21 protein-coding genes and 3 rRNA genes are annotated in these 26,153 nt (G+C 64.5%); 5 read left to right on the top strand and 19 right to left on the bottom strand.

What is annotated here, in order from left to right; all coding sequences use genetic code 11:
• Window positions 1-184 precede the first annotated feature (184 nt).
• The 4 genes from cyoE to AC13GI_RS18965 are packed head-to-tail and all read right to left on the bottom strand — an operon-like array spanning window position 185 to window position 3,593.
• Window positions 185-1,078: a heme o synthase gene (gene cyoE, locus AC13GI_RS18980; RefSeq protein WP_099821342.1), complete on the bottom strand. Its 894-nt coding sequence runs from the start codon at window positions 1,076-1,078 to the stop codon at window positions 185-187.
• Between the two features lie 4 nt (window positions 1,079-1,082).
• The gene (locus tag AC13GI_RS18975) at window positions 1,083-2,246 is read right to left on the bottom strand and encodes a COX15/CtaA family protein (protein WP_099821341.1); all 1,164 of its coding nucleotides are present in this window, start codon (window positions 2,244-2,246) and stop codon (window positions 1,083-1,085) included.
• A gap of 10 nt (window positions 2,247-2,256) precedes the next feature.
• Window positions 2,257-2,826, bottom strand: coding sequence for a hypothetical protein (locus AC13GI_RS18970; RefSeq protein ID WP_089238227.1), 570 nt, complete (start codon window positions 2,824-2,826; stop codon window positions 2,257-2,259).
• 50 nt (window positions 2,827-2,876) lie between these two features.
• On the bottom strand, window positions 2,877-3,593 hold the full coding sequence (locus AC13GI_RS18965; RefSeq protein WP_482997036.1) for an SURF1 family protein: 717 nt from the start codon (window positions 3,591-3,593) through the stop codon (window positions 2,877-2,879).
• Between the two features lie 57 nt (window positions 3,594-3,650).
• On the opposite strand from AC13GI_RS18965, the gene AC13GI_RS18960 reads away from it, so the two are divergent.
• Window positions 3,651-3,869 (top strand): twin transmembrane helix small protein, encoded by a 219-nt coding sequence (locus AC13GI_RS18960; RefSeq protein ID WP_099821339.1) that lies wholly within the window; start codon window positions 3,651-3,653, stop codon window positions 3,867-3,869.
• A gap of 53 nt (window positions 3,870-3,922) precedes the next feature.
• On the opposite strand, the gene AC13GI_RS18955 is transcribed toward AC13GI_RS18960, so the two are convergent.
• The 6 genes from AC13GI_RS18955 to AC13GI_RS18930 form a co-directional block, all read right to left on the bottom strand.
• The gene (locus AC13GI_RS18955) at window positions 3,923-4,798 is read right to left on the bottom strand and encodes a cytochrome c oxidase subunit 3 (protein ID WP_099821338.1); all 876 of its coding nucleotides are present in this window, start codon (window positions 4,796-4,798) and stop codon (window positions 3,923-3,925) included.
• Between the two features lie 14 nt (window positions 4,799-4,812).
• Window positions 4,813-5,403, bottom strand: coding sequence for a cytochrome c oxidase assembly protein (locus AC13GI_RS18950; protein WP_099821337.1), 591 nt, complete (start codon window positions 5,401-5,403; stop codon window positions 4,813-4,815).
• Window positions 5,400-5,654 carry a hypothetical protein gene (locus AC13GI_RS18945; RefSeq protein WP_482997035.1) on the bottom strand — a complete coding sequence of 85 codons (255 nt, stop codon included), beginning with the start codon at window positions 5,652-5,654 and terminating at the stop codon, window positions 5,400-5,402. Before AC13GI_RS18945 ends, AC13GI_RS18950 begins: the two co-directional genes overlap by 4 nt.
• Before the next feature lie 8 nt (window positions 5,655-5,662).
• Complete coding sequence (gene ctaD / locus AC13GI_RS18940) at window positions 5,663-7,270, bottom strand: cytochrome c oxidase subunit I (protein WP_025878294.1); 1,608 nt, start codon at window positions 7,268-7,270, stop codon at window positions 5,663-5,665.
• 61 nt (window positions 7,271-7,331) lie between these two features.
• Complete coding sequence (coxB, locus tag AC13GI_RS18935) at window positions 7,332-8,279, bottom strand: cytochrome c oxidase subunit II (RefSeq protein WP_482997034.1); 948 nt, start codon at window positions 8,277-8,279, stop codon at window positions 7,332-7,334.
• Between the two features lie 11 nt (window positions 8,280-8,290).
• Entirely contained in the window at window positions 8,291-8,767 is a 477-nt protein-coding gene (locus tag AC13GI_RS18930) for a DUF2244 domain-containing protein (protein ID WP_089238213.1), read from the bottom strand.
• 273 nt (window positions 8,768-9,040) lie between these two features.
• On the opposite strand from AC13GI_RS18930, the gene putA reads away from it, so the two are divergent.
• Window positions 9,041-12,259, top strand: coding sequence for a bifunctional proline dehydrogenase/L-glutamate gamma-semialdehyde dehydrogenase PutA (gene putA / locus AC13GI_RS18925; RefSeq protein WP_482997033.1), 3,219 nt, complete (start codon window positions 9,041-9,043; stop codon window positions 12,257-12,259).
• 88 nt (window positions 12,260-12,347) lie between these two features.
• Here putA and AC13GI_RS18920 read toward each other — a convergent pair whose 3' ends face one another.
• From AC13GI_RS18920 to AC13GI_RS18905, 4 genes are all read right to left on the bottom strand, one after another.
• Entirely contained in the window at window positions 12,348-13,415 is a 1,068-nt protein-coding gene (locus AC13GI_RS18920) for an AAA family ATPase (RefSeq protein ID WP_482997032.1), read from the bottom strand.
• Window positions 13,402-14,001: a nicotinamide riboside transporter PnuC gene (gene pnuC / locus AC13GI_RS18915; RefSeq protein ID WP_482997031.1), complete on the bottom strand. Its 600-nt coding sequence runs from the start codon at window positions 13,999-14,001 to the stop codon at window positions 13,402-13,404. The genes AC13GI_RS18920 and pnuC overlap by 14 nt, the downstream gene beginning before the upstream one ends.
• A gap of 72 nt (window positions 14,002-14,073) precedes the next feature.
• Complete coding sequence (locus AC13GI_RS18910) at window positions 14,074-14,550, bottom strand: hypothetical protein (protein ID WP_482997030.1); 477 nt, start codon at window positions 14,548-14,550, stop codon at window positions 14,074-14,076.
• Window positions 14,551-14,629: 79 nt separating this feature from the next.
• Window positions 14,630-16,057, bottom strand: a complete 1,428-nt coding sequence (locus tag AC13GI_RS18905; RefSeq protein WP_099821330.1) for an outer membrane protein transport protein — start codon at window positions 16,055-16,057, stop codon at window positions 14,630-14,632.
• 226 nt (window positions 16,058-16,283) lie between these two features.
• Here AC13GI_RS18905 and AC13GI_RS18900 point away from each other — a divergent pair, with 226 nt between their 5' ends.
• Complete coding sequence (locus AC13GI_RS18900; protein ID WP_025878304.1) at window positions 16,284-16,976, top strand: rhomboid family intramembrane serine protease; 693 nt, start codon at window positions 16,284-16,286, stop codon at window positions 16,974-16,976.
• A gap of 86 nt (window positions 16,977-17,062) precedes the next feature.
• Here AC13GI_RS18900 and AC13GI_RS18895 read toward each other — a convergent pair whose 3' ends face one another.
• Both AC13GI_RS18895 and AC13GI_RS18890 read right to left on the bottom strand, forming a co-directional pair.
• Window positions 17,063-18,520 carry a S41 family peptidase gene (locus AC13GI_RS18895; RefSeq protein ID WP_482997029.1) on the bottom strand — a complete coding sequence of 486 codons (1,458 nt, stop codon included), beginning with the start codon at window positions 18,518-18,520 and terminating at the stop codon, window positions 17,063-17,065.
• 107 nt (window positions 18,521-18,627) lie between these two features.
• On the bottom strand, window positions 18,628-19,860 hold the full coding sequence (locus AC13GI_RS18890) for a murein hydrolase activator EnvC family protein (protein ID WP_482997051.1): 1,233 nt from the start codon (window positions 19,858-19,860) through the stop codon (window positions 18,628-18,630).
• A gap of 169 nt (window positions 19,861-20,029) precedes the next feature.
• Here AC13GI_RS18890 and AC13GI_RS18885 point away from each other — a divergent pair, with 169 nt between their 5' ends.
• Together AC13GI_RS18885 and AC13GI_RS18880 are read left to right on the top strand one after the other, a co-directional pair.
• Window positions 20,030-20,692, top strand: a complete 663-nt coding sequence (locus tag AC13GI_RS18885; RefSeq protein ID WP_265951904.1) for a DUF4097 family beta strand repeat-containing protein — start codon at window positions 20,030-20,032, stop codon at window positions 20,690-20,692.
• 77 nt (window positions 20,693-20,769) lie between these two features.
• Window positions 20,770-22,485: a M28 family metallopeptidase gene (locus AC13GI_RS18880; protein ID WP_482997028.1), complete on the top strand. Its 1,716-nt coding sequence runs from the start codon at window positions 20,770-20,772 to the stop codon at window positions 22,483-22,485.
• Between the two features lie 230 nt (window positions 22,486-22,715).
• Here the strand turns inward: AC13GI_RS18880 and rrf (AC13GI_RS18875) are convergent.
• The 3 genes from rrf (AC13GI_RS18875) to AC13GI_RS18865 all read right to left on the bottom strand — a co-directional run bounded on the left by rrf (AC13GI_RS18875) (window position 22,716) and on the right by AC13GI_RS18865 (window position 26,127).
• Window positions 22,716-22,830, bottom strand: a 5S ribosomal RNA gene (gene rrf / locus AC13GI_RS18875).
• Window positions 22,831-22,962: 132 nt separating this feature from the next.
• Window positions 22,963-23,077, bottom strand: a 5S ribosomal RNA gene (rrf, locus tag AC13GI_RS18870).
• 170 nt (window positions 23,078-23,247) lie between these two features.
• Window positions 23,248-26,127 (bottom strand): 23S ribosomal RNA (locus tag AC13GI_RS18865).
• Window positions 26,128-26,153: the final 26 nt, after the last annotated feature.

The following is a 26,153-nucleotide window of genomic DNA, read 5'->3' as shown; positions in this document are numbered from 1 at the left end:
CCTTGGGGTCAGGAACAGCAATGGCGACGCGGCTGGAAGAGATCAAGTGTAGAGCCGAGCCCACGCTCGGCTGCTCTTCCAATACACCCTCAGCCGAGCATGGGCTCGGCTCTACATGGGACTGGCGCCTTGGATCAGGCGGGGTCACAGCCCCTTCGGGGATCTGCCCCCGAACATCAGCCCATCACAACCAGGGCAGAATCCAGTGGTCCACCAGCAGGAAGGCGAACAGCGCCATCAGGTAGACGATGGAGTAGCTGAACATCTTCATCGAGAACAGCTCATCCGGCGGGTTCAGCATGCGCCAGGCGTACCAGAGGAACACGGCGTTGAGCACGATCGCACCGCCCAGGTAGAACGCGCCGCTCATGCCGACCAGATAAGGCAGCAGGCAGACCAGTGCCAGCACCACCGAGTACGCCATGATCTGCTTGCGCGTATGCACCACGCCATGGGTGACTGGCAGCATCGGGATTTCCGCCTTGGCGTAGTCCTCGCGACGGAAGATCGCCAGTGCCCAGAAGTGCGGCGGCGTCCAGATGAAGATGATCAGCACCAGCAGCGACGAGTACGCCCAGTCCGACGAGCCCTGCATGCCGGTCACCGCCGCCCAGCCCAGCATCGGCGGCATCGCGCCGGCCAGACCACCGATGACGATGTTCTGCGAGGTCGCACGCTTCAGGTAGACGGTGTAGATCACCGCATAGCCGATCAGCGAAGCGAAGGTCAGCACCGCGGTGATCCAGTTCACCCACAGCACCAGGATCGCCATCGACAGCACGATCAGCACGCCGGCAAATACCAGCACCTGCCATGGCTTGACCTTGCCCACCACCAGCGGTCGCCACGAGGTGCGCGCCATCTGCGCATCGATATGCGCATCCAGCAGCTGGTTGATGGCTGCAGCGGCCGAGGCGGCAAGCCAGATGCCGAGGAAGCCGAGCAGGCCGGCACGCACCTGCTCCCAGCTGGGCACGCCGGGAATGGCCAGGACCATGCCGACCAGGGCGGTGAAGACGATGAGGGCGACGACCTTGGGCTTGGTCAGGTCCCAGTACTGGCGATAGTTGGAAAACATGGGATCAGTCCGGGGCACGCAGGCGGGCCAGCAGGCTGACCAATACGAACAACAGGGCAACGGCAACGCCGTTGTGCGCCACTGCCACTTCCAGCGGCAGTGCAAGCTTCACATTGAGGATGCCGAGGGTGACCTGCAGCACCAGCAGCGCGACCAGGGCCGAGGCCCAGCCACGCATGCTCGGCAGCCGGAACAGGCGCAGGCCCAGCCACAGCAGGTAAACGGCAACGACAATCGCGAACAGGCGGTGGGCCATCTGGATGGCGATGCGCGAGGCACCGTCGAGCACGCCGCCTTCGTAGTCCACGCCAATGCCACGCCACAGGGTGAAGCCCTCGGCGAAGTTGTGCTGCGGCCACCACTGGTTGGCGCAACGCGGGAAGTTGTCCAGCGAGGCGCTGCCACCGCCGCACGCCAGTGCCGCGTAGTTGGCGCTGACCCAGCCGCCGAGCGCGATCTGGGTGACCAGCACCGCCACACCGATGCGCAGCAGCCACTTCAGCTTCGGCGCCTCGGCCAGCGTGATCGGCATGTGCGTTGCACGCCAGGCGATCCACACCAGCAGGCCGAACATCAGCATGCCGCCCAGCAGATGGCCCATCACCACGATCGGTTTGAGCAGCAGGGTCACCGTCCACATGCCCAGCAGGGCCTGGAAGATCACCACCGCCAGGGTCAGCAGCGCAGCGCGCGCCAGGTCGATGTTGCTCCAGCGCAGTGCGGCGATCAGCAGGATGGCCTCGCCGATCAGTGCCAGCGCGCTGGCGGTTCCATGCCAGCCCATCATGTACAGCGGTATGCCCGCAGCCACCAGCACGCAGGCGGTGACCACGGCCGTGCTGCCGAATCGCCGCTTGCGCGTGGCCAACAGTGCCAGGGTCAGGATCTCGATGCCGAGCGCACCCGCCAGGAAGCGGTGCACCTGCTCACGCCAGGCCTTGTGTGTTTCCAGCGGACGGATCTCCGCCGCCGGATGCCCGATGGTCTCTTCCACGTGCTGCGGCCAGGTCGCCTGCCCATAGCAGGTCGGCCAGTCCGGGCAGCTCAGGCCGGCATCGGACAGGCGCACGAAGGCCCCGAACATGATCGTGCTCGCGGTCATGATCATGGCGAACCACGCCAGGCGGTGGAAATTGCGGTGCAGCGCCGGACGCGCGGAAAGGCTCATCAAACGGGACTCACTTCAGTTTCAGCAACGTGGCCATGTCCTTGCGCAGGCCGCCGAGATCGCTCCCGGGGGCATGACGCATGATCACGAAGCCGTTCGGATCGATCACGTAGACCGGCAGACCCGCCGGATCATCGACGCCGGGCAGCGCCGCGCGCAGGGCTGGCGACGGGGCCAGCGGCCGCAGCGCGGGCAGCGAGGCGATCGACGCCGGTGGCGTTCCCAGCCACAGGATTTCGACATTATCGGCGTTATGGCCGAACAGCTGCCACACCTTGCCCAGTCCCTGCGACAAAGTGACGCACTGCGCGTCGCAGGCACCGGCCGGTGCCACCAGCAGGCGCCAGGTGCGCGCGTCGGGGTTCCAGGGGTAGGCCGCGCCATTGGCCAGCGTCGGTGGCTGCTGGCGCAGATCCACCGGCGGCTTCAGCAACTGCCCGCTGTTGCGATGCGCGGTCGGCTGCCAGCCGGAGAAACGCAGGATGGCGGCCAGCGCCATCGCCCCGAAGAAAACGGCGAACAGCAGCACCAGGGTCCGGCGGCCATTGCCGCGCGCCTGCGGGGAGGTAGCAGTGTTCATGCGGGGCATTTTCTCATGGTTGGGAAAGGGATGCCGGCCAGCGGCCGGTACTACCGGGCAACGGGCCGCCGCCTGCGCCATTCCAGTACCAGCGCCACCACCAGCACAGTCAGCGCCAGCCCGAACCACTGCACGGCATAACCCAGGTGGCGCTGTGGCGGCAGCGTGTTCGGCAGCAGGTCGAGATCGCGCTCATCACCGAACGGCAATGCCGGGTCCAGCCGCAGCACGCGCTCGGGCAACGACGGCAGGCCCAGCGCCGCGGCCAGGCCATCGGCGGGAAGGCGGCTGGCCAGCCAGCGCCCGGCAACATCGGTGGGGGTGAACGCCGGCCCCAGCGCCAGCCCGGCCGAGGGTGGCGGCGCCAACAGGCCACGCACGTCCACCGGCGACGGCGGTGCCGGGACCACCGGCAACGTACGGTCGGGCGGCAGCGCGCGCCAGCCCAGGTCCACCAGCAACACGCTGCCCGCATCGCTGCGGAACGGACGATAGATCTTCACTCCGGCGCGGCCGTGGCGGGTCTGGTTGTCCAGCAGCACCACGCCGGGCAGAAAGCGACCGTGATCGGCCACGCCATGCAGCGCGCCCTGCGCCGCCAGCGCCTGCGCCAACGGCATCGCCTGCGCCACGGCCGGGCCCTGTGCATCCAGCAACGCCTGTTTGGCGTGCATCCGCTGCAGCTGCCACAGGCCCAGCGCGGTGAATCCGGCCATTGCCAGCACCGCCATCAGCCATCCGATCAGGCGCGTGTGCTGGCGCATCATGACAAGTCCGTGCAAACGCGGTCAGATAGGGACATCCACCCTGCCCTCGAGCCGCGCATGAGTGATTCGCTGAAGACCCTGCTGGTAATCGCGTTTCTGATCGTCATCGTCTGGAATCTGGGCGCCGGCCTGTATTACCTGCTGGTGGACCGCGGCCAGACCAAGCGCACGGTCAATGCACTGACCCGCCGCATCGGAGTGTCGGTGGCGTTGATCGTCGTGGTGATCGTGTGCATCTACATGGGCTGGATCAAGCCGCACGGCATCGGCGGCTGATCCCACGGCAGACCAGGAAGCGTCGGCGGCTGAAACTGCCGACGCCTGCGCGGTCAAAGCACGTAGACAAACAGGAACAGCATCAGCCACACCACGTCGACGAAGTGCCAGTACCACGCGGCCGCTTCGAAACCGAAATGGTTGTCGCGGGTGAAGTGTCCCTTTGCCGACCGCAGCCACATCACGATCAGCATGATCGTGCCCAGCAACACGTGTGCGCCATGGAAGCCGGTCAGCATGAAGAAGGTCGACCCGTAGATACCCGAGCCGAGCGTGAGGTTCAGTTCCTTGTAGGCGTGGATGTACTCCTCCGCCTGCAGGGTCAGGAAGCCGAGGCCGAGCAGTACGGTCAGGCCCAGCCAGGTCAGCAGCTGGCGGCGGTTGCCCGCCTTCAACGCATGATGGGCGATGGTCAGGGTCACGCCGGAGGTCAGCAGGATCAACGTGTTGATCAGCGGCAGGCCCCAGGCCGGAATGGTCTGGAATGCGCCACCGATCGCTGCCGGGCCATTGGTCGGCCAGCCGGCCGAGTAGCCCTGCCACAGCAGCTCGTTGGTCATCACCCCGCGCCCTTCGCCGCTCAGCCACGACAGGCCAAGATGGCGGGTGTAGAACAGCGCACCGAAGAAGGCACCGAAGAACATCACTTCGGAGAAGATGAACCAGACCATGCCCATCCGGAACGAACCGTCCACCTGCCGGTTGTAGTTGCCGGCCTGCGACTCGCGCACCACATCACTGAACCACCAGAACAGGGTCAGCACCAGCATCGCCACGCCGATGTAGAAGGTCCAGCGGCCCCAGCTGGCGTCGTTGAGCCAGCTGGCCACGCCGACCATGGTCACCATCATCGCGATGGAACCGACGAACGGCCATTTGCTCTGGGCCGGGACGAAGTACACGTTGGCGTCGCTGGGTGTCTGGGCCATGGTCGGTATCCGGGTCAGGGAGCAGCGTGGGCGCCTTCCGAGGTGGCGGCCGGAGCCAGCCGATCGGACAACGCATCGTTGCGGTAGAAGGTGTAGGACAAGGTGATCGTCCGGATTTCCGGCGGCAGGTCCGGATCGACGATGAAGCGCACCGGCATGTCGCGCTTCTCGCCGGCCTGCAGGGTCTGCGCGGTGAAGCAGAAGCACTCGGTCTTGCTGAAGAATCCCGACGCGCGTGCCGGTGCCACCGACGGCACCGCGCTGCCGACCACGGCCTGCTGGCTGTCGTTGCGGGCGAAATACAGCGCCTCGTTGAGCTCGCCGGGCACCACATCCATGGTCAGCTGCTCGGGATGGAACGACCACGGCAGGCGTGAATTGACCCCGCCATCGAATTCCACCCGCACGGTGCGTTTGCCACTGGCGGCACCGGTACTGGCTTCGCTGCCCGGGCCACGTTCCAGGCGCACACCGAATACCTTCTCGCAGGCGATGCGATACAGCGGCACCAGCGAGAACGTCAGCAGGAACACCACTACCGCCACGCCGATCAGGCGCGGCAGGCCGGCGCTACGTGACGGGGTGGTGGCCGGCGCTTCGCTCATCGACCGATCACGCCGCTGAGGATGAAGCCGACGTAGACCAGCACGGCGATCGCGCCCACCCACAGCGCGGTGCGCTTGGCGCGCTGGCGCTGCTGCTCGATGCCGGTGCTCTGGGCTTCGCCTTCGCGGTTGTAGAGCCGAGCCATGCTCGGCTGCTCTTCGGTGTTGTAGAGCCGAGCCATGCTCGGCTGCTTTTCGTCAGTCGAGCATGGCTCGACTCTACAGCTCTGGAGCGGGCTCTCGTTATGCATGCACCACCTCAATGACCGATATCGTCGTGGGCCAGGTCACCCGGGCGGATGGTCGGCGGCGTGGTGAAGGTGTGCGCCGGTGCCGGCGACGGCAGCGTCCACTCCAGGCCACGCGCACCTTCCCAGGAGCGCGCCTCGGCCTTCTCGCCATTGCGCAGCGAGGACAGCAGGATCGCGGCCATCATGAACGGCGTGGCGAACATGCCGAACGCACCGATCGAGCTGATCAGGTTCCAGTCGGCGAAGGCCACCGAGTAATCGGGGATGCGCCTCGGCATGCCGGCCAGGCCGAGGAAATGCTGCGGGAAGAACAGCAGGTTCACGAACACGATCGACCACCAGAAGTGCACCTTGGCCCACTTCTCGCTGTACATGCGCCCGGTCCACTTCGGCCACCAGTAGTACACCGCCGCGATCAGCGCGAACACCGCGCCGGTCACCAGCACGTAGTGGAAGTGGGCAACCACGAAGTAGGTGTCGTGATACTGGAAGTCGGCGGCCACGATCGCCAGCATCAGGCCGGAGAACCCGCCGATGGTGAACAGGATGACGAACGCCACCGACCACAGCATGGGAGCTTCGAAGGTGAGCGAACCACGCCACATCGTGCTGACCCAGTTGAATACCTTCACCCCGGTCGGGATCGAGATCAGCATGGTGGCGAACATGAAGTAGATCTCGCCACCCAGCGGCATGCCCACGGTGAACATGTGGTGGGCCCAGACGATGAACGACAGGAACGCGATCGCCGCGGTGGCGTAGACCATCGCCTGGTAGCCGAACAACGGCTTGCGGCTGAAGGTCGGGATGATCTCGCTGACCACGCCGAAGGCGGGCAGGATCATGATGTAGACCTCGGGGTGGCCGAAGAACCAGAAGATGTGCTGGAACATCACCGGATCGCCACCACCGGCCGCATTGAAGAAGCTGGTGCCGAAGAACTTGTCGGTCAGCAGCATCGTCACCGCACCGGCCAGCACCGGCATCACCGCGATCAGCAGGAACGCAGTGATCAGCCAGGCCCAGCAGAAGATCGGCATCTTCAGCAGGTCGATGCCGGGGGCGCGCATGTTCAGCACCGTGGCGATGATGTTGATCGCACCCATGATCGAACTGATGCCGGCCACGTGGATGGCGAACACGGTGAACGCGACGTTGTAGCCGCCCTGCAGCGACAGCGGCGGATACAGCGTCCAGCCACCGGCCGGCGCACCACCGGGTAGCAGGAAGGTCAGCAGCAGCAGGCTGAAGGCCACCGGCAACAGCCAGAACGACCAGTTGTTCATGCGCGGCAGCGCCATGTCCGGCGCACCGATCTGCAGCGGGATCATCCAGTTGGCCAGGCCGACGAAGGCCGGCATCACGCCGCCGAAGATCATCACCAGCGCGTGCACCGTGGTCAGCTGGTTGAAGATTTCCGGACGGATGTACTGGATGCCGGGCTGGGCCAGTTCCAGCCGGATCAGCACGCTCATGAACGCGCCGATGACGAACATGATGAAGCTGAAACCCAGGTACAGCGTGCCGATGTCCTTGTGGTTGGTCGAGAAGAACCAACGCTCGAAGAAGCTCTGCGGGTGATGGTGATCGTCGTGCCCAACTGCCGAGTGCGCCATTGCAAAACACCTCTCAGGATCGGTTGTCGCCGCGGCCGCGACACGGCCGCGGACAGTTACATCAGGCTCCGCTGGCCGCTGCGGCAGGCGCGTTGCCGGCCTCGGCGGCGGCCGGTGCTGCCGGCTGCGCCGGCGATTCACTGGCAGGCGCGGTGGGTTCGGCGGGCGTCGCGGGTGCAGGCGCCGGTTTGCGCTGCGCCAGCCACTGCTTGAATTCTTCCTTGGACACCGCCTCGACCACGATCGGCATGAAGCCATGGTCCTTGCCGCACAGCTCCGCGCACTGCCCGCGGTAGACACCCGGCTGCTCGATGCTGGTCCAGGCTTCGTTGATGAAGCCGGGAATCGCGTCCTGCTTCCAGCCCAGCGCCGGCACCCACCAGGCGTGGATCACATCGTCGGAGGTGATGACGAAACGCACCTTGGTGTCCACTGGCAGTACCAGCCGGTTGTCGACATCCAGCAGGTAGTGCGGATGGCTCTCGCGGGTCGGTACCTTGCCACTCTGCCGCATGCGGTCGGACTCACGGTCCAGGCGGCTGGTGAAGGTCACGTTCTCGCCCAGGTACTCGTACTTCCACATCCACTGGTAACCGGTGACCTTGACCGTCATCTCGGCATCGCGGGTGTCGTACATCTTGATCAGGTTGGCCGTGGCCGGCCACGCCATCACCACCAGGATGATCACCGGGATCACCGTCCAGATGACCTCGGCCTTGGTGTTGTGGCTGAAGGTCGCGGCGACCGCGCCCTTGGACTTGCGGAACTTGAACATCGCGTAGGCCATGGCGCCGAACACGATCACGCCGATCACCGTACAGACGATCAACGAGAGGTTGTTCGATTCCCAGGCCAGGCGTGAGGTCTGGGTCACCCCCTTGCCCATGTTCAACTGCCACGGCTTTGGATCGGCCGCCTGGGCCAGCGCCGTCCCCGGCATCGACAGCAGGGCCCCCATCGCGGCGGCCATTGCAACGCACTTCGTGCCCCACCCTCTGCTTTGCTTCATTGCCTAGACCCTTAGCGTCGTCGGTTGCCGCCATCGCTGGCGGCGAGCAAATCTTCAAGCGTTTCAACAAGCGTTTGACGTTCGGCCGGCGCGAGAAAACTCCCCACCTCCACCTGCCGGCCGCTGGATGCCAGCCGGACCCTCTGGTCGTCGGTGAGCAGGCGCACCCAATGCGGATGAGCCCGGAACACCGGCGATCCACCGGGCACGGGGATGACCTCCACGTACGCCGGCACTACCCGGATCTCCTCCTGCCGTTCACCGCTGCGCCACAACGCGCGCAACGCAGCTGCCAGCAACAGGCTGTACAGCAGCGCGAACAGGGGGGCGAATGCGTTGCCGGCCACCCACCCGAAGGCGGACACCAGCCACATCACTCCCGACAACACAGCAAACAACAGGACGAACTGCCGGGCATCGAGCGCCCGTGGGGGACGCAGTCGCAGCTGCGTACCTGACCCATCCGGAGCTGTAAGCACCTCGATCATGTCGCAACCGCGTTCCTGCCGCGGGAAACGCCTCGATGGTAGCCCCGCCCTCTCGCCAGTAGCAAGGGTGCATTCACACTTTTTCCGATGCTGCAACACAGCATGACCCCAACAGCACGAATGACGAATTCGGCACAAAACTACCCGACTTTGCTGAACACGCTGAATCCACCACCGCTAGGGGCTATCAGCATTCATGAAGGTGGCTGCGCAGGCCTTCCTGAAGTCGAAAAAATGATTAAAATCGCCAAGTTTTCCACTGGCCGGACCGGCATGAACGCACCTTCCTCTCCCATTGCCGCCAGCGACGCTCCGCGTCCCTCGGCGCTGCTGTCGCCGGAACTGCCGGCGTCCCCCAACCCGTTCCGCCAGGCCATCACCGATGGTTGGTTGAAGGACGAGGCCAGCCATGTGCGCGAACTGCTGGAGCAGGCGCGCCTGCCGGCAGACGAGCAGGCCAGGGTGCAGGCGCTGGCCGCCGACCTGGTCGCCCGCGTGCGTGTGCGCGCCAAGGACCAGGGCGCGATCGAAGCCTTCATGCGCCAGTACGACCTGGGCAGCGAGGAAGGCGTGCTGCTGATGTGCGTGGCCGAAGCGCTGCTGCGCATTCCGGACCAGGAGACGGCCGACAAGCTGATCCGCGACAAGCTGGCCGATGCCGACTGGGAAAAGCACCTGGGCGGCAGCGACTCGGTGCTGGTCAACGCCTCCACCTGGGGCCTGATGCTGACCGGCAAGCTGGTGCAGATGAACGACGCCACCCGCGCCGATGCGCCCAGCGCGTTCAAGCGCCTGGTCGGCCGCGTCGGTGAGCCGGTGGTACGCCTGGCCGTGCGCCAGGCGATGAAGATCATGGGCCACCAGTTCGTCATGGGCCGCACCATCAGCGAAGCGCTGGCACGCTCGCACAAGGGCGACAGCGCCAGCTACCGCTACTCGTTCGACATGCTCGGCGAAGGCGCGCTGACCATGAAGGACGCCCTGCGCTACCTGGAAGACTACCGTCGTGCGATCCACGCCATCGGTGGTGACCACAAGGCGCGTGGCGGCCGTGCCGATGGCGACGTCAACAACGCGCCGGGCATCTCGATCAAGCTGTCGGCGCTGTACCCGCGCTACGAGCACGCCAAGCGCGCGCGCGTGCTGAAGGACCTGGTGCCGGGCGTGCTGGAGCTGGCGCAGTTGGCCAAGAGCTACGGCATCGGCTGCACCGTCGACGCCGAAGAATCCGATCGCCTGGAACTGTCGCTGGACATCATCGAGCAGGTGTTCGGCGATGCCTCGCTGGCCGGCTGGGATGGCTTCGGCGTGGTCGTGCAGGCCTACCAGAAGCGTACGCCGTACACGATCGACCACCTGGCCGACATGGCGCGCCGCGCCGGCCGTCGCCTGCAGGTGCGCCTGGTCAAGGGCGCCTACTGGGACGCCGAGATCAAGCGCGCGCAGATCGAAGGCTATGCCGGCTACCCGGTGTTCACCCGCAAGCAGAACACCGACGTGTCCTACCTGGCGTGTGCCAAGCGTCTGTTCACCCATGCCGACGCGATCTACCCGATGTTCGCCACGCACAACGCGCACACCATCGCCGCAGTGCGCAGCATTGCCAATGGCGGGGTGTACGAGCACCAGAAGCTGCACGGCATGGGTGATGACCTGTACGCCGAAGTCGTGCCGGCCGATCGCCTTGGCCTGCCCTGCCGCGTGTACGCGCCGGTCGGCTCGCATGAAGACCTGCTGCCGTACCTGGTGCGTCGCCTGCTGGAAAACGGCGCCAACTCCAGCTTCGTCAACCGCATCACCGACGAGCGCGTGCCGATCGCCGACCTGGTCCGCGACCCGGTCGAGATGGTGTCCTCGTTCGAATCGATTCCGCATCCCAAGATCCCGCTGCCGGTTGACCTGCTGCGCAGCCAGAACCACGACAGGAAGAACTCCATGGGCGCCAACCTCGCCAACGACAACGAACTGCGCGCCCTGGCCGAGCAGCTCAACGCTGCAGTGAAGCCCTGGCAGGCCGCACCGCTGGTGCCGGGCGCGAACCCGACCGGCGCATCGCTGCCGGTGACCAACCCGGCCGACACCCGTGAAGTGGTCGGCCAGTGGCAGGCCGCCGATGCCGCCACCGTGCAGAAGGCGCTGGCCAATGCCGTGGCTGCGCAGCCGGCCTGGAACCGCACCCCGGCCGCCAGCCGCGCCGCCATCCTCGAGCACGCCGCCGACCAGCTGGAAGCGCGCATGCCCGAGTTCATGGCGCTGTGCGTGAAGGAAGCCGGCAAGAGCCTGCCCGACGGCATCGCCGAAGTGCGCGAAGCGGTGGACTTCCTGCGCTACTACGCCAAGCAGGCGCGCGAGCAGTTCAGCCACGCCGAGAAGCTGCCGAGCCCGACCGGTGAATCCAACGAACTGCAGCTGCATGGCCGCGGCGTTTTCGTCTGCATCAGCCCGTGGAACTTCCCGCTGGCGATCTTCCTGGGCCAGGTGGCTGCGGCACTGGCCGCCGGCAACAGCGTCATCGCCAAGCCGGCCGAGCAGACCAACCTGATCGGCTACTACGCGGTGAAGCTGCTGCACGATGCCGGCGTGCCGGCCGACGTGGTGCAGTACCTGCCGGGCGACGGTGCCACCGTCGGTGCCGCGCTGACCGCCGACCCGCGCGTGGCTGGCGTGGCCTTCACCGGCTCCACCGACACCGCCCGCGCGATCAACCGCGCGATGGCTGCACGTGACGCCGCCATCGGCGTGCTGATCGCCGAAACCGGCGGCCAGAATGCCTTCATCGCCGACTCCTCGGCGCTGCCGGAACAGCTGGTCAAGGACGCGATCGGTTCGGCCTTCACCTCCGCCGGCCAGCGCTGCTCGGCCGCGCGCGTGCTGTTCGTGCAGGACGACATCGCCGACAAGGTCATGAACATGCTGGCCGGCGCGATGAAGGAACTGAAGGTCGGCAACCCCGGCCTGCTGTCCACCGACGTCGGCCCGGTGATCGACGCTGACGCACTGCAGATCCTGCAGGACCACGCCGTGCGCATGGACCGCGAAGCGCGCCTGATCGCGGCGGCCGAACTGTCCGCCGAAGCCGCCAATGGCACCTTCTTCGCACCGCGTGCGTATGAGCTGAAGGACCTGGGCCAGCTGCAGAAGGAGATCTTCGGGCCGGTCCTGCACGTGATCCGCTGGAAGGGCGACCAGCTCGATGCGGTGATCGACCAGATCAACGCCACCGGCTACGGCCTGACCCTGGGCGTGCATTCGCGCATCGACGAGACCGTCGACCGCATCAGCAACGGCGTCCACGTCGGCAACGTCTACGTCAACCGCAACCAGATCGGTGCGGTGGTCGGCGTGCAGCCGTTCGGCGGCCAGGGCCTGTCCGGCACCGGCCCGAAGGCCGGTGGCCCGCACTACCTGCTGCGCTTCGCCACCGAGAAGACGGTGACGGTGAACACCACCGCCGCCGGCGGCAACGCCTCGCTGCTGACCCTGGGCGACTGATTCCGGGCGTCATGCGGTGAACGAAAAACCCCGCGAAAGCGGGGTTTTTTGTGCATTGCCGGTAGCGCCGGGCCATGCCCGGCGACGATCACGCCGTTACGCTGAACCGGTTGTCCGCACGCTTTGCCAGCTCCGCCTGCACGCGCGCGATACGCGTTTCCAGATCGCCTTCCAGCAACACGTAGTCGACCCCACGCGCCTGCAGTTGCTGCAGATACCACGCGTGTTGCTGCATGCGGAATTCCTGCCCCACCCGTGTCCCATCCTGTTCGAACGGAATATCCGGGGCACACAGGAACAGCAGGTCGTACGCACGCGCTGCGGCCCGCTGCAGCGGTTCGGGCGCTGTGCGGAACATCCAGCCGCTGTAGCCCAGCGTCACCAATGGCGTGGTATCGCAGAACAACCAACGATGCGCGTGCTGCGCGGCCTGGTCCTCGTGCTGCGGCTGGGTCACTGCGATGCGCAGCAGATCCTGCACCTGCAGCTCGCCACCCTGCTGCTCCCACAACGTACGTCCGAACTCCGGCACCCATGCCGTGCCCAGGCGTTCGGCCAGCACCTGCGCGAGTGTGGTCTTTCCGCTGGACTCGCCACCAATGAAGGCCACGCGCTGCACGTAGGCCGCATACACCTCTGCTGACAGGCTGTGCCGGTGCACATGCGGATCGGCGCGCAACTGGGTCCCGCAGGCCTGCCCGATATCCAGGGTGCGCTCCAGGCGCTCATGGCGTACCGGTGCGCCGAAGTGCGCAGCCAGCGCCTGCGCGAAGCCGTCACCATAGTCTTCACCGGTAAACACTGCTTGCACCGGTCCGCCGAACAGCGTCATGCACAGCCATGCGGTAAATGCGCGCTGCACCTGCTCGTCGTCACTGTCCTGCGGCAGAGCACGAACCGGCGCACCCTGCTGCATGCACAATGCGGCCAGCCGCTCATCATCAAGTACCGCCACCGTGGCCTGTGGAAAGCGCGCGCGCAGCCAGCCTTCGCGGCGCTCTGCGCTGTAGCCGCCAAAGCCCGGCTGCGACCAGCCGATCACCAGCAGCTGCGCGCAGCGGGTAGAGGCGAATTCAATCAGGCGCTCGTGGCCGAGGTGCAGCGGGCAGAACTTGCCAACCACCAGGCCCCGCGCAGCGTGCTCAGGCAACAACATCGGCCGCCCTGGCCTCATCCCGCATCAGGTGCCGCCAGTGGCGCAATGCCACCAGTGCGTTGATCCAGAAGCCCACGTACAGGATCGACGTCAGATGCAGGCCACGGCTGTAGTACAGCGGCACCGCGATGGTGTTGACCAGCAACCATACCCACCACGATTCCAGCTTGCGCCGCATCATCAGTATCTGCGCGATCACGCTCAACACGAGCACCGCCGAATCGATATACGGCGCATAGGCGTTGGTCAGGCGGGTCAGCATCCAGCCGTAGCCAAAGGTTGCCAGCATCGCCAAGGGCAGCAGCCAGCCCCACGCGCGTGCAGGCAAGCGGGTGATCGGCAGCGGCGCGCCATGGTCACCCCGCAGCCACTGCCACCAGCCGAACACGCTGATGACCACGAAGAAGAACTGCAGCACCATGTCCGCGTACAGGTGCGAGCGCTCGAACACGGCAGCGAACAGCGCACAGCCGACGATGCCCAGCCACCACGTATGCACGTTGTTGCGACCGGCCAGCAGGATCGAGCCGGCAACGGCGATGTTGGCGGCCAGCTCCAGCTGGAAGTTCGGGTCGGACAGGTTCATCGCGTTATTGTCGCGTAGATCCACGCCAAGCGTGGATGGCCCCAGTAGATCCACGCCAAGCGTGGATGGAAATCATGGGCGCACGCGCACCAGCAACCGCTGGCTCTCTCCGCTTCCCCAGCGCCCTGCCTGCAGGCCGTCTGAAGAGAGCAACGGTTCAAGCCAGCCAGGCAGCTCGATATCCCAGGTCACACCATCGAACGGATGCGGCCAAGGCGTTCCCTGCGGATTCGGCGAATGCAGGTACAGCGCACTCTGGCCGGTATCCTGCGCCAGCATCACCCAACACTGCACATCCTCCCGCTCGCTCGATACAGCCCGCTTGAGCAGCCGCAGCAGCCCTGCGGCAACGGTGATGCGATCGCTGACATGACGATTGCCGCGCCCCTTCCAGTCAAGATGCGTGTGCCAGTAGTCGAACCATTCCGACTCCTGCACGCGATCCAGCGTCGCGTTCGCCTTGGTCTCTTCCGCAGCCCAGTAGCGGGTCATCTTCTTCAGGTATCGGCGATCGGCCATGAAGCCATTGTCGCAGTAGATCCACGCCATGCGTGGATGCAGATCCCCGGAAAAAAGAAGCCCCGCTTGCGCGGGGCCTCCTTCGTACTGCTTCAGGCAATCGCCGGAATCAGAACTTGTACTGCATCGACGCAGCCAGCACGTCGCCGCTGACCTTGTACTTGCCGGTCACGGTGTTGGCGGTGGCCGAGGTCGAGTTGACGTTCGGATCCTTGGTGAACAGGTGGGTGTAGCCCACGCTGTATTCCATCTTGTCCGAAGCGGCGTAGGTCATACCCAGCGACAGCCACTTGCGGGTGGTGTCCGGCACGCGCACGTCGCGGTGGGCGTCGGTGGTCGGGGTCTGGTCGTACGCCAGGCCGCCACGCAGGGTCAGCTTGTCGTTGACGCGGAAATCGGTACCGATCGACGCGAAGGTGGTGTCGCGGTAGTGGAACGGCAGCACGCTGTCCGGCTGGTTGGAGTCGTAATCGACGACGACCTGGTCGAACTTGCTCCACGCAGTGCGCGTGACTTCGGCCATGATCTGCCACTGGTCATTCACGCGATGGGTGAAGCCGACGGTGGCGCTGGCCGGCAGGGTGATGGTGGCACGGCCGTTGCTGTCGATGAAGGTGCCCGGGGCAGCGGTGGCCAGGAAGGCGGCAGCATTCTGCGGGATGGTGAAGTCGGCCTTGCCGTCGTTGATCTTGTGCTCGACTTCCGAGCGGTAGCTGAAGGCGATGTTGGTGCCTTCCACCGGGGTGACGGTCATGCCGAGGGTGTAGCCGATCGACACCTCATCGCCCTTGATGCGCAGGTAGCCATCGGCGGTACCCGGCGAGAAGCCGAGCTGTGCGGCCTGTCGGGCAGCGGCCTGCGAAGCGGCAGCGGCCTGGGCCGGGGTGCCACCGGCAGCCAGCACGCGCGCAGCAGCGGTGCGCTGGGCGGTTGCATTGATGGCGGTGCCGGTATCGACGGCGCTGGTCAGGTCGACATTCAGGCGCTCGGCAAACACCGACGCACCGAACGACAGGTACGGGTTGACGTCATAGGAGAACGCAGCGCCCAGGTCGACGGCCTGCAGCTCGGTCTTGACGCCGTTGTAGCGGCCGACCCAGTCACGGTCGTATTCGGTCTTGAAGCCGAACGGCACGGTCAGCGACACGCCGAAATGCATGTTGTTGTTTTCGCCGAACGGGACGTGGAAGTAGGCTGCCGGAACCGGAGCGATCATGCCGGCGTCGCCGCCGTTGCCGCCGGAAATCGGCGCGCCGTTACCGTAGCGGCCTTCGCCGCGGAACTTGGCGCCGAAGCTGATGGCGCTGACGTCGCCCTGCACCATGGTGCCGTCGAGCAGGCGCATGGAGGCCGGGTTGGTGGCGATGACCGAGGCGTCGCCTTCGGTCGAGGTGGAACCAGCGAAGGCGCGGCCCAGGCCCTTGGCGCTGTTTTCCTTCAGCTGGAAGGCGGCGGCGTTGGCATCGGCGGCGGCCAGCGCACCGGCAACGCCGACGGCCAGCAGGGTCAGGCGGGCAATGGTGGAAGCAGTTTGCATCGTAGTTCTCTCTCCGGTAAGCGGTGATGGTGCTCTGAGTGCGCCTGCGCCCGTCAGGCCGGATGGCCCTTCGAAGCGCGCCGGATTCCCCTCCCGACATACGACGCCGTATGCGAGTATTACCCAGAGCCGTTAATGAAACAATAACAGCGCCGGGGCTTTCTTCGTCGCAAAAGCTGAACAGGCTCCCTCCCCGCCAAAAGTGCCCGCACGCTAGGCTAGTGCCATGTTTGTCTCCCTCCCCTCGCGCAAGAAGGCGACCCTGCGTTGGGCTACACCCGTGCTGTTTGCGGCACTGTGGTTGGCATTCCTGTGGTCGATCTCGCGCCCGGACGATGCCCGCGGAAGCCTGTGGCTGGACTGGGGCGCCCTGTCCACCGGCCTGACCCACCCGCTGGACTGGTGGGCGACCCTGCAGGACGGCAGCGTGCTGCGCCTGTTCACCGCCCTGTTCCTGCACGCCGACTGGTCGCACCTGCTGGGCAACCTGGTGTTCCTGCTGATCTTCGGCCTGCCGGCCGAGCGGGTGCTGGGCCCGTGGCGGTTGCTGCTGCTGTTCCTGGTGGGCGGTGCGATCTCCAACCTGGTCGCCATCTACACCATGGGCAGCCCGGACCAGATCATCATTGGTGCCAGTGGTGCGGTGTCGGCGTTGATCGGCGCCTATCTGGCGCTGTTCCCCGGCGCGCGCCTGGGCGTGGTGATTCCGCTGGGGCTGTTCCTCGAATTCGTACGCGCCCCGGCCTATCTGCTGATCGGTGTATGGGCGGCGCTGCAGGTGGTGTTCGCCTACATCGGCCCGACCTTCGGCATGGTCGCCTGGTGGGCGCACATCGGCGGCTTCGTGTTCGGCGTGGTGTACGGCATGTACGTGCGCGCGGCGATCGCGCGGCGCCTGCGCAAGCGGCACGGGTTCTAGCGTCCGCTTGCCGCGTTCCGCGAAACGCCCGAGGCATGCCCGGGCGGAGTTCGGACATCAGCCGAGCATGGCTCGACGCTACAGAATCAAGGCTTGGCCGGGATCTCTGCGGGCTTTGCTTCCGGCTTCGCTTCGGGCTTCGCTTCAGCCTTGGGCTCCGCCTTCGGCGCCGGCTTGGCGGCGGCCTTCGCTGCCTTGTCCGCTTCGGCCTTCGCGGCTTCTGCCTTCAAGCGCGCCGCCACCGAACCCGGGTTCTTCAGCTCGGCCAGCGCGTCGTTGATTGGGCCATCGCCCGGCAGCACGGCGCCTGCGTGGTAGCCCTCGGTGCCTTCCTCGTCACCACGCAGGTGGCCCGGCAGGGTCGCTTCGCTGTAATCACTCAGGCTGGCCGGCAATGCCTCGTCTTCCGGACGCGGTGCGGCCTTCAGTTCCACTTCCGGCACGATGCCGGTGGCCTGGATCGATTTGCCGCTGGGCGTGTAATAGCGTGCCGTGGTCAGCTTCACCGAATCGCCGTTGTCCAGCGGCAGCACGGTCTGCACCGAGCCCTTGCCGAAGGTGCGGCTGCCAATCACGCGCGCGCGCTTGTTGTCGCGCAACGCACCGGCCAGCACTTCCGATGCACTGGCCGAACCGGCATCCACCAGTACCACCACCGGCGCCCCCTTCAGCAGGTCGCCCGGGGTGGCGTCGAAGCGTGCATCACTGATGCTGATGCGGCCACGGGTGCTGACGATGTTGCCCTTGTCGAGCAGGTCATCGGCTACCTGCACGGCAGCGGTCAGCAGACCACCCGGATTGCTGCGCAGATCCAGCACCAGCCCCTTGAGGTTGCCGCCGGACTGCTTCTGCAGCTGCTGCAGGTGCTTCTGGAAATCAGAGCCGGTGTCGGCCTGGAAGGTGCTCAGGCGGATGTAGCCATAGCCCGGCTCCAGCAGGCGGCTGCGCACGCTGGTCACGCGGATGGTCTGCCGGGTCAGGCTGACGTCGAACGGCTTGGGCTTGCCGTCGCGGACGATGGTCAGCACCACCTTGCTGCCGGCCGGACCACGCAGCGGTTCGCTGGCATCGATCGCGCTGATCGGCTTGCCATCGATGGCGATGATCAGGTCACCGGCGAGGATGCCGGCCTTGGCCGCCGGGGTGTCGTCAATCGGCGAGATCACCTTCATGCTGGCGTTGTCCGGCTGCTGCTGCAGCTCGACGCCGATGCCTTCGTAAGCGCCGTTGGCCTGCTCGTCGAACGCCTCTGCATCTTCCTTGTTGAAGTAGGTGCTGTGCGGATCGAGGTCGAGCAGCAGCCCGCGCACGGCCGACTGCATCAGCTTGTTGTCATCGACCGGATCGACATAGGCCGCGCGCACCGCGTTGTAGACGGCCACGAAGCGGCGGATATCGTCCAGCGGCACCTTCGAGGTCACCGCCTCCTCGCTGCTCGCCGCCTTCCCCGGAGTTTCCTTCAACGGGATGGGGGCGGTCTGCTGAGCCCAGGACAGGGCCGGCAACAGAGCCAGCAAGAGGGTGGCGGTACGGGCTGCGCGCATGGATCACTCCTGTCGACGATGGCATCGTGCCCAAGGCACATGCACCGATTATGCGCGAAGCGTGGCTAAATTCCCGTTGAATCCGGCCTCGTGCGGCCAGCCGGAATTCAGCGCCGCTGCAGCCAGCTGTCCGGATTGACCGGTTGCCCACCACGGCGCAGCTCGAAGTACAACGCCGTCACGCCCTGGCCACCGGAATTGCCGACCTTGGCCACCGCATCGCCGCGGCTGACCCGCGCGCCGGCATCCTTCAGCAGGGTGTCGTTGTGGGCGTACAGGCTCATGTAGCCATTGCCATGGTCGACGATCAGGATCATGCCGTAACCGGTCATCCAATCGGAGAACACCACGGTACCGTCGGCCACGGCAGTGACGGTGCTTCCGGCAGGTGCGCCGATCAATACACCACTGCTGGTGCGGCCGTCCGGCAGCTTGCCGCCATAGCGGGCCAGCAGATTGCCCGACAGGGGCCAGCCCAGGCCTCCGACCTTCGGCGCTGGCGCCGAGGCAACAGCGGGGGGAACCTTGGTCGGCGGCGGCGGTGGCCGGCCGGCGGCAGCGGCCTGGCGGGCCGCGCGCTCGGCGGCGGCTTTTTCGGCGGCAGCCTTGCGGGCGGCGGCGCGGCGCTCGGCTTCGGCACGGGCCGCGGCAGCGCGCAGGTTGGCCAGCAGGTTTTCCAGCGCCTTGGCGTCCTGGCCCAGTGCCTGTTCCTTCTCGCGCTTGTCCTTGAAACGTTCTTCCAGCGAAGCCACGGTCTGCGCGCGTTCGCGCCGGTCCGACGCGAGCGTGGCGACCTGCTGCTTCTGGTCGCGATGAACGCCCTGCAGCTGCTGTTGACGCTGGGCGATCTGCGTCTGCAGTGTCTCCAGCTCCTTCAGGTCGGCCGTCAGCGTGGTGATGCGCTGCGCACGCTCGCGCTGCAGGTAGCGGTGATACGCCAGCGCACGGTTGGCGTCGGCCACCGTGTCCTGCGAAAGCAGCAGCTTCAACGGCGCGTGGTTGCCAAGCTGGTAGGCGGCGCGCAACAGGCCCGCCAGTTCGCGATTCTGCTTGGCCAGGTTGGACTGCAATGCATTGCGCCGCTGTTCGGCCTGGGCCAGCGCCTGGGTCTGCTCACGCAGCGCCGCCTCGGTCTGGGCCAAGGTGCGACCACTGCGCGCGACTTTTTCATCGGCCTCGCGCAGCTGCTGCGACGCCTGTCCACGCTGGCCCTCGATCTGCCGGCGTTCCTGCGCCACGCCCTTCAGCTCGCTGCGCAGCTTCTGCAGCTTGCGCTCGGCCTCGCGGGTCGAAGCGGTCTGCGCTGCGCCCGGCAATGGCAGCGCTAGGGCAAGCGCCATTCCCAGCAACAGGCAACGTCCACCGCGCAGGGTGGCGATGTGATGCCGGAGTGAGGGGAAGACGTTGTTGCGCAAGGGCTTTCCAGTGACTTCAGGCAGATGCGGAGACGTGCGGGGAATGGTGACATCTCCGCACGCGGCCTGCCAGCCGCACAACAACGAGGTTCCCATGAAAGCTCTCTCCATTCCGCTGCTGTTGGGCATTGCGCTGGCCAGTGGTCCGGCCTGGGCCCAGGCGGACGTCAGCAAGGTCAACGGCAGCATCAGCGCCGATCCGGGCCAGCGCTACGGCAAGCTGGACACCGTCAATGGCGGCATCCGTGTCGGCGAAGGCGTGGAAACCGGCAGCATCGACACCGTCAACGGTGGCGTCAAGGTCGCCGATCGGGCCCGCACCGGCAGCATCGAGACGGTCAACGGCGGCATCCGCATGGGCCGCGAAGTGACGGCCCACGGCGATGTCAGCACGGTCAACGGCAGCATCTTCAGCGACCAGGGCAGCCAGATCGAAGGCGGCGTGGAAACCGTCAACGGCGGCATCGGCCTGGTCGGCAGCCGCGTGCGCAAGGACGTAGAGACCGTCAACGGCGACATCACCGTCGGCATCGGCTCGCAGGTCGGCGGCGGCGTGCATGTGCGCAAGCCGAACTTCAGCGTCTCGCTGACGGCCAGTCGCAAGCCGCGGGTCATCATCGGCCCGAATGCGGTGGTCAACGGCAGCCTGCTGTTCGAGCGCGAAGTGGTGCTGTACGTCCACCGCAGTGCACGCATCGGCCCGGTCACCGGCGCCGATCCGATCCCCTTCGATACCGATACCGCCCCGGCCGACTGAGCCTGCGGCTTGGGCGATACTCCAGATACCGGTCGCGCCTGCTGCGCGGCCGTCCCTTGTGTTTCCAGGAACCGATGATGCCCCGCAAACTCCTCCTGTGCCTGGCCGCTGCGGCCGCGCTCAGCGCCTGCAAAGGCGAAGACACCCCGGCGCCGGCGCCCAGCGCCGACAGCACCGCCAAGCCGGCCCCGCACACGTTCTCAGCCGCGATCAACGCCGCCGACTTTGCCGAGATGGTGAAGACCCTCGCCTCTGACGAGTTCGAAGGTCGCTCGCCCGGCAGCAAGGGTGAAGAACTGACGGTCAACTACATCCGCGACCAGATGCAGCGCATCGGTCTGCAGCCCGGCAACGGCGACAGCTGGTTCCAGGACGTGCCGATGACCGAGACCACGGCCGATGAATCGACCGTGCTCACGCTCACCCAGGGCGGCAAGACCCGCGAACTGAAGTTCGGCACCGACATGGTGGTGGGCACCCGTACCGGCCAGACAGAAGTGAAGGTCGATGCCAGTGACCTCGTTTTCGTCGGCTACGGCGTGGATGCACCGGAGCAGAAGTGGAACGATTACGCCGGCCAGGACTGGAAGGGCAAGACGGTGGTGATGTTCGTCAACGACCCGGGCTTCCATGTCGATGATGAAAAGCTGTTCGACGGCAAGCGCATGACCTACTACGGGCGCTGGACCTACAAGTTCGAGGAAGCCGCACGCAAGGGCGCCGCTGCCGCACTCATCGTGCATGACACCGCAGGCGCTTCCTACGGCTGGGACGTGGTGAAGAACTCCTGGGCGGGCCCGCAGTACGACCTGCCGGCCAAGGACGATGCAGAACCGCGCCTGCCGGTACAGGGCTGGTTGAGCGCCGACGCGGCCAAGGCGTTGTTTGCCGGCGCCGGGCTGGATCTGGACCAGGCCTACAAGGATGCCAGCAAGCGCGGCTTCAAGCCGGTGCCGCTGAAGGCAACGGCGTCGGTGGACCTGAAGAGCAAGGTCGCGCAGAAGCAGTCGCGCAACGTGGTGGGCGTGCTGCCTGGCAGCAAGCGCGCCGATGAGGCCGTGCTGTACATGGCGCACTGGGACCACCTCGGCAAGCACGAGGGCGAACAGGGCGACAACATCTACAACGGTGCCGTCGACAACGCGACCGGCGTGGCTGGCATCCTTGAGGTGGCCGAAGCGATGGCCCACCAGGAACCGAAGCCGGAACGTTCGGTGGTGTTCCTGGCGGTGACCCTGGAAGAATCCGGCCTGCTGGGTTCGAAGTACTACGTCGCCCACCCGACCTTCCCGCTGGACAAGATCGCCGGTGTCATCAACATCGATGCGATGTCGGTGGCCGGTCGTGCCAAGGACGTGACGGTGACCGGCTTCGGCAGTTCGGAGCTGGAAGACATCCTCAAGCCGCTGGCTGCAGCGCAGGATCGCACCCTGCACGGCGAGACCTCGGTACAGAGCGGCTTCTACTTCCGTTCGGACCACTTCAACTTCGCCAAGGCGGGTGTGCCGGCGCTGTATGCCGACGGCGGTGAGGACCTGCGCGACGGTGGCGTCGAGGCGGGCCGCAAGGCGGCCGCCGACTACGGTTCCAACCGCTACCACGGCCCGAAGGACGAGTATGACGCGGCGACCTGGAAGCTGGATGGCACGGTCGAGGACCTGCAGCTGATGTATGGCGTCGGCAAGGAACTGGCCGGCGGCGATCGTTGGCCGAACTGGTACGAAGGCAATCCGTTCAAGGCGGCCCGCGACACGATGATGAAGGCCAAGGCACCGGCCGCTGCGGCGAAGTAAGTCCCCCCGCCGCCGAGCTGTACACAAAGCGGCGCCCTCTGGGCGCCGCTTTTTTGTACGTGTGTGGAGGGCGCATCCGGCCCCGCCGTTGGTAGTTGCCAACCTTGGTTGGCAGCACCGTACGCGGCGGCGGCATCCACGCATCTGCCGGCCCGCGGCCGGCACTAGCGGGTATTTCCTGCGCACAAAGAAAAACCCCGCTGCGTGAGCAGCGGGGTTTTGGATGTAAACCCTGGCGATGACCTACTCTCGCATGGCTTAGGCCACACTACCATCGGCGCAGCTACGTTTCACTTCCGAGTTCGGGATGGGATCGGGTGGTTCCATAGCGCTAATTTCACCAGGGAGACGGTTGCAGCAGCGCTTGCAGCGCCAGCTCGCGTACTTGCCCTTGGGGCGGAAGGAACTCAAAAAAGCAGAGCCTTCACTTAATAGAAAAAACCCCGCTGCATGAGCAGCGGGGTTTTCGGGTATAAACCCTGGCGATGACCTACTCTCGCATGGCTTAGGCCACACTACCATCGGCGCAGCTACGTTTCACTTCCGAGTTCGGGATGGGATCGGGTGGTTCCATAGCGCTAATTTCACCAGGGAGGCGGTTGGAGTGTCGCTTCGGACGTCGTGTCTTTGCAGGGAGCGGGCATGGTGATGCCAGCGTTGCAAAGAGACGCGCCTGAGCGCCTGCCTCTCGTTTGGTCTTGTGACGTAGCGTGCACTTGGATCTATCGACATGTCATGTCGGCCAAGGCAACTTGAGGTTATATGGTCAAGCCTCTCGGATCATTAGTATCAGTTAGCTCAATACATTGCTGTACTTACACACCTGACCTATCAACCACGTAGTCTACATGGTTCCTTCAGGGGGCTTGTGCCCCGGGAGATCTCATCTTGAGGCGCGCTTCCCGCTTAGATGCTTTCAGCGGTTATCGCTTCCGAACATAGCTACCCGGCAATGCCACTGGCGTGACAACCGGAACACCAGAGGTTCGTCCACTCCGGTCCTCTCGTACTAGGAGCAGCCCCTCTCAAATCTCCAACGCCCATGGCAGATAGGGACCGAACTGTCTCACGACGTTCTGAACCCAGCTCGCGTACCACTTTAAATGGCGAACAGCCATACCCTTGGGACCGACTACAGCCCCAGGATGTGATGAGCCGACATCGAGGTGCCAAACACCGCCGTCGATATGAACTCTTGGGCGGTATCAGCCTGTTATCCCCGGAGTACCTTTTATCCGTTGAGCGATGGCCCTTCCATACAGAACCACCGGATCACTAAGTCCTAGTTTCCTACCTGCTTGATCCGTCGATCTTGCAGTCAAGCACGCTTATGCCTTTGCACACAGTGCGCGATGTCCGACCGCGCTGAGCGTACCTTCGAGCTCCTCCGTTACTCTTTAGGAGGAGACCGCCCCAGTCAAACTACCCACCATACACGGTCCCCGACCAGATAATGGACCCAGGTTAGAACGTCAAGCACGACAGGGTGGTATTTCAAGGATGGCTCCGCCACAGCTAGCGCCATGGTTTCATAGCCTCCCACCTATCCTACACAGACGAACTCAACGTTCAGTGTAAAGCTATAGTAAAGGTTCACGGGGTCTTTCCGTCTTGCCACGGGAACGCTGCATCTTCACAGCGATTTCAATTTCACTGAGTCTCGGGTGGAGACAGCGCCGCTGTCGTTACGCCATTCGTGCAGGTCGGAACTTACCCGACAAGGAATTTCGCTACCTTAGGACCGTTATAGTTACGGCCGCCGTTTACTGGGGCTTCGATCAAGAGCTTCGCCTTGCGGCTGACCCCATCAATTAACCTTCCAGCACCGGGCAGGCGTCACACCCTATACGTCCACTTTCGTGTTTGCAGAGTGCTGTGTTTTTGATAAACAGTCGCAGCGGCCTGGTTACTGCGACCCTCTTCAGCTATAGCTCGCACGAGCCACCAAAAAGGGTGCACCTTCTCCCGAAGTTACGGTGCCATGTTGCCTAGTTCCTTCACCCGAGTTCTCTCAAGCGCCTGAGAATTCTCATCCTACCCACCTGTGTCGGTTTACGGTACGGTCTGCGTAAGCTGAAGCTTAGGAGCTTTTCCTGGAAGCGTGGTATCAGCAACTTCGCCATAAAGGCTCGTCTCGGTGCTCGGTCTTAAAGGATCCCGGATTTGCCAAAGATCCAAACCTACCGCCTTTCCCCGGGACAACCAACGCCCGGTATGCCTAACCTTCTCCGTCCCTCCATCGCACTTACGCGAGGTGCAGGAATATTAACCTGCTTCCCATCGACTACGACTTTCGTCCTCGCCTTAGGGGCCGACTCACCCTGCGCCGATTAACGTTGCGCAAGGAAACCTTGGGCTTTCGGCGTGCGGGTTTTTCACCCGCATTATCGTTACTCATGTCAGCATTCGCACTTCCGATACCTCCAGCAGACTTCTCAATCCACCTTCAACGGCTTACGGAACGCTCCTCTACCGCGTACATATAAATATGCACACCCCAAGCTTCGGTTCTGTGCTTAGCCCCGTTAAATCTTCCCCGCAGACCGACTCGACCAGTGAGCTATTACGCTTTCTTTAAAGGGTGGCTGCTTCTAAGCCAACCTCCTGGCTGTCTGTGCCTTTCCACATGGTTTTCCACTTAGCACAAAATTTGGGACCTTAGCTGTGGGTCTGGGTTGTTTCCCTTTTCACGACGGACGTTAGCACCCGCCGTGTGTCTCCCATACAGTCCGTCTCGGTATTCGGAGTTTGCAATGGTTTGGTAAGTCGCGATGACCCCCTAGCCATAACAGTGCTCTACCCCCGAGAGGATACATATGAGGCGCTACCTAAATAGCTTTCGAGGAGAACCAGCTATCTCCGGGTTCGATTAGCTTTTCACTCCTAATCACAGCTCATCCCCGTCTTTTGCAACAGACGTGGGTTCGGGCCTCCAGTACCTGTTACGGCACCTTCACCCTGGCCATGACTAGATCACCCGGTTTCGGGTCTACTGCCCGCGACTATGCGCCCTTATCAGACTCGGTTTCCCTTCGCCTCCCCTATACGGTTAAGCTTGCCACGAACAGTAAGTCGCTGACCCATTATACAAAAGGTACGCAGTCACCCCTTGCGAGGCTCCTACTGCTTGTACGCACACGGTTTCAGGATCTATTTCACTCCCCTCTCCGGGGTTCTTTTCGCCTTTCCCTCACGGTACTGGTTCACTATCGGTCGGTCAGTAGTATTTAGCCTTGGAGGATGGTCCCCCCATGTTCAGACAGGGTTTCACGTGCCCCGCCCTACTCGTCTTCACTGAAATGGCCCTTTCAGATACAGGGCTATCACCTTCTATGGCTGCTCTTTCCAGAGCATTTTCCTAGAACCAAATCAGCTTAAGGGCTAGTCCGCGTTCGCTCGTCGCTACTTACGGAATCTCGGTTGATTTCTTTTCCTCTGGTTACTTAGATATTTCAGTTCACCAGGTTCGCTTCCAGCAGCTATGTATTCACTGCAGGATACCCGCAAGCGGGTGGGTTTCCCCATTCGGACATTACCGGATCAAAGCTTGTTGCCAGCTCCCCGATACTTTTCGCAGGCTGCCACGTCCTTCATCGCCTCTGACCGCCAAGGCATCCACCGTGTGCGCTTATTCGCTTGACCATATAACCGCAAGTTGCCTTGGGTTA

The organism is Stenotrophomonas sp. 82F1, from assembly GCF_056861525.1.
Note: the sequence above shows the minus strand (reverse complement) of the source record. Positions and strands in the feature narration are given on the sequence as shown.

What these genes read in the sequence shown, in the direction of transcription:
- cyoE (WP_099821342.1), bottom strand. Translation starts at nt 1,078, where the DNA reads ATGTTTTCCAACTATCGCCAGTACTGGGACCTGACCAAGCCCAAGGTC.
- AC13GI_RS18975 (WP_099821341.1), bottom strand. Translation starts at nt 2,246, where the DNA reads ATGAGCCTTTCCGCGCGTCCGGCGCTGCACCGCAATTTCCACCGCCTG.
- AC13GI_RS18970 (WP_089238227.1), bottom strand. Translation starts at nt 2,826, where the DNA reads ATGAACACTGCTACCTCCCCGCAGGCGCGCGGCAATGGCCGCCGGACC.
- AC13GI_RS18965 (WP_482997036.1), bottom strand. Translation starts at nt 3,593, where the DNA reads ATGATGCGCCAGCACACGCGCCTGATCGGATGGCTGATGGCGGTGCTG.
- AC13GI_RS18960 (WP_099821339.1), top strand. Translation starts at nt 3,651, where the DNA reads ATGAGTGATTCGCTGAAGACCCTGCTGGTAATCGCGTTTCTGATCGTC.
- AC13GI_RS18955 (WP_099821338.1), bottom strand. Translation starts at nt 4,798, where the DNA reads ATGGCCCAGACACCCAGCGACGCCAACGTGTACTTCGTCCCGGCCCAG.
- AC13GI_RS18950 (WP_099821337.1), bottom strand. Translation starts at nt 5,403, where the DNA reads ATGAGCGAAGCGCCGGCCACCACCCCGTCACGTAGCGCCGGCCTGCCG.
- AC13GI_RS18945 (WP_482997035.1), bottom strand. Translation starts at nt 5,654, where the DNA reads ATGCATAACGAGAGCCCGCTCCAGAGCTGTAGAGTCGAGCCATGCTCG.
- ctaD (WP_025878294.1), bottom strand. Translation starts at nt 7,270, where the DNA reads ATGGCGCACTCGGCAGTTGGGCACGACGATCACCATCACCCGCAGAGC.
- coxB (WP_482997034.1), bottom strand. Translation starts at nt 8,279, where the DNA reads ATGAAGCAAAGCAGAGGGTGGGGCACGAAGTGCGTTGCAATGGCCGCC.
- AC13GI_RS18930 (WP_089238213.1), bottom strand. Translation starts at nt 8,767, where the DNA reads ATGATCGAGGTGCTTACAGCTCCGGATGGGTCAGGTACGCAGCTGCGA.
- putA (WP_482997033.1), top strand. Translation starts at nt 9,041, where the DNA reads ATGAACGCACCTTCCTCTCCCATTGCCGCCAGCGACGCTCCGCGTCCC.
- AC13GI_RS18920 (WP_482997032.1), bottom strand. Translation starts at nt 13,415, where the DNA reads ATGTTGTTGCCTGAGCACGCTGCGCGGGGCCTGGTGGTTGGCAAGTTC.
- pnuC (WP_482997031.1), bottom strand. Translation starts at nt 14,001, where the DNA reads ATGAACCTGTCCGACCCGAACTTCCAGCTGGAGCTGGCCGCCAACATC.
- AC13GI_RS18910 (WP_482997030.1), bottom strand. Translation starts at nt 14,550, where the DNA reads ATGGCGTGGATCTACTGCGACAATGGCTTCATGGCCGATCGCCGATAC.
- AC13GI_RS18905 (WP_099821330.1), bottom strand. Translation starts at nt 16,057, where the DNA reads ATGCAAACTGCTTCCACCATTGCCCGCCTGACCCTGCTGGCCGTCGGC.
- AC13GI_RS18900 (WP_025878304.1), top strand. Translation starts at nt 16,284, where the DNA reads ATGTTTGTCTCCCTCCCCTCGCGCAAGAAGGCGACCCTGCGTTGGGCT.
- AC13GI_RS18895 (WP_482997029.1), bottom strand. Translation starts at nt 18,520, where the DNA reads ATGCGCGCAGCCCGTACCGCCACCCTCTTGCTGGCTCTGTTGCCGGCC.
- AC13GI_RS18890 (WP_482997051.1), bottom strand. Translation starts at nt 19,860, where the DNA reads ATGGCGCTTGCCCTAGCGCTGCCATTGCCGGGCGCAGCGCAGACCGCT.
- AC13GI_RS18885 (WP_265951904.1), top strand. Translation starts at nt 20,030, where the DNA reads ATGAAAGCTCTCTCCATTCCGCTGCTGTTGGGCATTGCGCTGGCCAGT.
- AC13GI_RS18880 (WP_482997028.1), top strand. Translation starts at nt 20,770, where the DNA reads ATGCCCCGCAAACTCCTCCTGTGCCTGGCCGCTGCGGCCGCGCTCAGC.